At 41.7% G+C, this 4718-nt stretch carries 4 protein-coding genes; all 4 read left to right on the top strand.

Translation table 11 applies throughout. From position 1 onward, the window contains the following. Positions 1-102: 102 nt before the first annotated feature. The 4 genes from ACFPQ4_RS01115 to ACFPQ4_RS01100 all read left to right on the top strand — a co-directional run bounded on the left by ACFPQ4_RS01115 (position 103) and on the right by ACFPQ4_RS01100 (position 4491). Complete coding sequence (locus ACFPQ4_RS01115; RefSeq protein WP_378109874.1) at positions 103-498, top strand: hypothetical protein; 396 nt, start codon at positions 103-105, stop codon at positions 496-498. Between the two features lie 1007 nt (positions 499-1505). Further along, on the top strand, positions 1506-1700 hold the full coding sequence (locus ACFPQ4_RS01110) for a hypothetical protein (RefSeq protein ID WP_378109873.1): 195 nt from the start codon (positions 1506-1508) through the stop codon (positions 1698-1700). An 871-nt stretch (positions 1701-2571) separates the two neighbouring features. Then, positions 2572-3108 carry an Imm26 family immunity protein gene (locus ACFPQ4_RS01105; RefSeq protein WP_378109872.1) on the top strand — a complete coding sequence of 179 codons (537 nt, stop codon included), beginning with the start codon at positions 2572-2574 and terminating at the stop codon, positions 3106-3108. Positions 3109-4167: 1059 nt separating this feature from the next. Beyond that, positions 4168-4491, top strand: a complete 324-nt coding sequence (locus ACFPQ4_RS01100; protein WP_378109871.1) for a DUF3024 domain-containing protein — start codon at positions 4168-4170, stop codon at positions 4489-4491. Positions 4492-4718: the final 227 nt, after the last annotated feature.

Here is a 4718-nt window from a genome sequence, read left to right as displayed (position 1 = left end):
AACCGCGTCGCGGCCGGCTCTTTGAGCCTTAAGGTGGTGAGGCGTCGTGAATCCCTGGACGTTATACGAAATCCTTGTAAATTCACTTAAAGAGGAGATCGAATGCGATACTTAACGGCACTAATTATATTAGTTACTCTTATAACAACGGGATGTAACAAAAAGGATGAAATAGATTTTAACCAATTAGTAGATTCATTAGGTAAAGCAGAGAAGACTATGAATAGTAAAGAACTAGTTACGACAACTGCATCGAGTTCGAATTCTACTGACGGAATAATCAATTTTAGAATAATGGTAGAAGATAGACTAACAAATGAACAAGCAAAAGGATTAGTGTTTGATTTCTACAATGAAATAGAAAAAGGAATTTCAGACATAAACTTATTCAGACAAAGCTATCAAATTAATTTTGATATTAAGTCGGAGAAAGACGGAGAAATAATATATAAAGGGCAAAGAAATAAAGGAGAAGAACAGATTTGGTGGCAGTTCTAGGAGACAAGGACTTCGTATAACACCATATTCACGCATCGGGCATGCGCCCTCGGTCCGGCACGAAGTTAGAGGTGGAATCGGAGAAGTATTTCAGTAGCAGGGAAGCAGAATCAGCCGGACACATCCGCACCACCTAACCGCATCGCGGCCGCCCTTCGGGCTTAAGGTGGTGGGACGTCGTGAATACAACAACGTTATCCGAAACCTCCGAGTGCTGTAAGATCATTGGAAAGAGCAGATAAGACCTTTAGAGGTGAGAACCCTGTATGTTTTCTGAACCTATGTATAAGGATATTCTTTGGATATTGATTATGACGGCTTTTTTCGTCATTTTTTTCTCAAATCGCTTTAAGAATAGATGGAAAGCAATAGGAGGCTATTTAGTGATCTTTACTGGTGCTAAACTTGCAGTGAACCTAATAGCTTTTCTGTTAGATCTATAAGTAAGAAAGTTCAATTAGACTTCACAAACAATAGTTACTCGCGACCTCATCCCAGTAATTGTGAACGGAGATAGTGCCGCGATAGATGGAGAAATATATAATGATAAATGCCCTCGGATGGATTACAATTCCATTTAAGGGCTGTATTTATATTCCGAACAATCGAAAATCAAAGAATCGTGAAGACCAAAAACTCATGAAGACCAAAAACTCATGAAGACCAAAAACTCATGAAGACCAAAAACTCTTGAAGATCAAAGACTCATTAAGATCTAAGATAAATGATAAGTTCAAGGGCTGAGTTGTAAGTTGATCGAGGGGTCGGAGGCATCGGATAACACCATATTCACGCTTCGGCAGACAAGCTGCCTCGGTCCGGCACGAAGTTAGAAGTGGTACAAGAAGCATTTCAGCAGCAGGCAGTTTAATCAGCCGGACACATCCCACCACCTAATCGCATCGCGGCCGCCCTTCGGGCTTAAGGTGGTGGGACGTCGTGAATACAACAACGTTATATGAAAGATCGGTAACCGAATTAAGATCGAAACCATGTTGGAGGTCACTATGACAACTGAAGACTTTAATATACTTTCTGTTTTTGCAATCATCATTACGCTATTTATTATTGGTGTAACAATCAATAACAAATTGAGTGAAAGACTTAAGAATGATGAGAGAATAATAGCTAGGTTGGATATGCTGATAAACAATAAAGAGAAAGATGCGAAGATCAAGAATCATGAAGATCAAGAATCATGAAGATCAAGAATCTGAAGATCAAGAATCTGAAGATCAAGAATCATGAAGATCAAGAATCATGAAGATCAAGAATCATGAAGATCAAGAACCATAAAGATCAAGAACCATAAAGATCAAGAATTGTTAGTGAACCTTCGAAGACCGATCCTTCATATAACACCGTATTCACGCTTCGGGCCATTCGGCCCTCGGTCCAGCACGAAGTAAGAAGTGGATTCGAAGAGGTATTTCAGTTGCAGGAAGCATATACTCAGCCGGACACATCCGCACCACCTAACCGCATCGCGGCCGCCCCGTTGGGGCTTAAGGTGGTGGGACGTCGTGAATACAAGAACGTTAGACGAAATTCTCTGTAAGAGCGTCCATAAGATCAATAACGAACAGAATAATAACAAACAAAGTAGTCGCGAGATATACCGTGGAGAATTATACTTCGGATTCGCGGCTTCATTTTTATGCGGAATTAATGTGCGTCACTAGAAAGACTGGGTTATAATTCCAAAGTAGAAAGATAAGAACCAGAACAGAAGAAGAACAAGGACAGTAGATAAACAAGGACAGAAGAACAAGGACAGAAGAACAAGGACAGAAGAACAAGGACAGTAGATAAACAAGGACAGAAGAACAAGGACAGAAGAAGAACAAAGACAAATGAAGAACAAGTTCAATGGCGCAGTTAGTAGTATTTCAAGAAGCAGAGAACTTCGTCTAACACCATATTCACGCTTCGGGCCATTCGGCCCTCGGTCCGGCAGAAGTTAGAAGTGGATTCGGTGGAGCATTTCAGTAGCAGGGAAGCATAATCAGCCGGACACATCCCACCACCTAACCGCATCGCGGCCGCCCTTTGGGCTTAAGGTGGTAGGACGTCGTGAATACAAGAACGTTATGTGAAACCCCAGTGAAAATCATATTTAAAGGAATGATTGATTTGACTAGAAGAAGACAGCCCAAAAAACCAGTATCAATTGGTGATGTTTTTGCCATTCCATTAAGTGCAAATCAATATGCTTATGGACAAGTCGTGGGTGAGGGCAATCCTAAAACATATGTCATTTATGATATTACTGCTAACCAACATCCAAGTCTCCATGAAGTAACAAGTAAGAAGATTATCTTTTTTACACATACCGTAGATGTTCCGATTGAGGATGGTGACTGGATTTTATTGGGGAACGTAATGATACCCGATAATATTAGGTTTCCTGAGTACATTGTTGATACTTTGAAGGGTTACTATGTAACGAGCTATATGGGAGATGTTTTAAGACCAGCAAATGATTACGAACGAGCTAACTTGGGAACTCGAAAGTCAGTTTCCCCATCTATATTAGAAGACGCTGTTAAAGCGCAATATGGATATGAGACGTGGTATACATATCTTGATAAATTAAAGTATAGTTTTTGAAACCTAGGATTATTGATTGAGAATAAAGGTGAGTAATTTATTAGTATTTCTTCGAAGTCTGGGGCATCACATAACACCATATTCACGCATCGGGCATTCGCCCTCGGTCCGGCTGAAGTTAGAAGTAGAATCGAAGAGGCATTTCAGCAGCAGGGAAGCGAAATCAGCCGGACACATCCCACCACCTAACCGCATCGCGGCCGCCCTTCGGGCTTAAGGTGGTGGGACGTCGTGAATACAACAACGTTAGCTGAAATCTCTCTTGCTCCGAAGGGTAAAGGATATCCAAGGGTTATAGATGTACGTGATACATTGGCTCAATAAGGTGATGGTGAAGAAGTAACAAGTTACTGCGTCAAAACCGACTCGAAGAAGTAGTGAGACATCAGCTAACATAGGATTCACGCTTCGGCAGACGAGCTGCCTCGGTCCGGACTGGAGTTAGAAGTGTATCAGAGAGGTATTTTCAGAAGCAGGGAAGCATAATCAGCCGGACACACCTGCACCACCTAACCGCGTCGCGGCCGGCTCTTCGAGCCTTAAGGTGGTGAGGCGTCGTGAATCCCTAGACGTTATATGCAATCGGGGCATAGCGAGAGATCATAAAGAAACAATTGAATAGTTAGTTTCAAACCATTACGAGTCGTATGTAACAATCGATTCGTTTTTTCTTTGTGTGGGAGATAGAGTTCAAAGGACACAAGGACAAAGGGACACAAGGACAAAGGGACACAAGGACACCAGGACACCAGGACACAAGGACACAAGGGACTTTAAGGACATTAAAGGATAAAATATACATTTTAGAGAATATAGAATTGAGGGTATATCAAGTTGGCCCCGACAGCATATAACACCATATTCACGCTTCGGCAGACAAGCTGCCTCGGTCCACCCATTCGGGTGGACACATCCGAGAGACTAACTGCGCTTTGCGCAGCCGGTTTAGTGGATCGCTGCGCGTATCCATTTCCACACCTTAAGCCTCTCAGACGTCGTGAATACAACAACGTTATGTGAAATCATTGCTTGCTAATTTAAACCATCGGAGTGATAGAAGTGATAGATACCTTTACAAAAAAGAGAATTGACAAAATACTAGAAAGCTATATAGAACAAAAAATTCCTGAACATCTTAAGAATGAAGTGAAAATATATCATAAATTTAGAGGCAATACAGTTACATTAAGTCAAGAAAGACCAGGATATATGGGGAGACGTTTTGAGTATCCCATTGCACAATTGAGATTAGAAGAATCATTCTGGAAAGTATATTGGCGAGATAGTAAGAATAAATGGCACTTTATAGATGACATAGAACCGGATAAACAATTCGAAAAACAATTAATGGAAATAGACAATAACGATATTTTTTGGGTCTAATCGATGAGGGCAATGACTTCACATAACACCATATTCACGCATCGGGCATTCGCCCTCGGTCCGGTAGGAGTTAGAAGTGGTTCGAGGAGGCAATTCAGTTTCAGGGAAGAAGAATCAGCCGGACACATCCGCACCACCTAACCGCATCGCGGCCGCCCTTCGGGCTTAAGGTGGTGGGACGTCGTGAATACAACAACGTTAGATGAAATCATTGCAATAACATACGA

The organism is Cohnella yongneupensis (assembly GCF_042655785.1).
GTDB classification, from domain to species: domain Bacteria; phylum Bacillota; class Bacilli; order Paenibacillales; family Paenibacillaceae; genus Cohnella; species Cohnella yongneupensis.
This window is presented reverse-complemented; position numbering and strand designations above follow the sequence as displayed.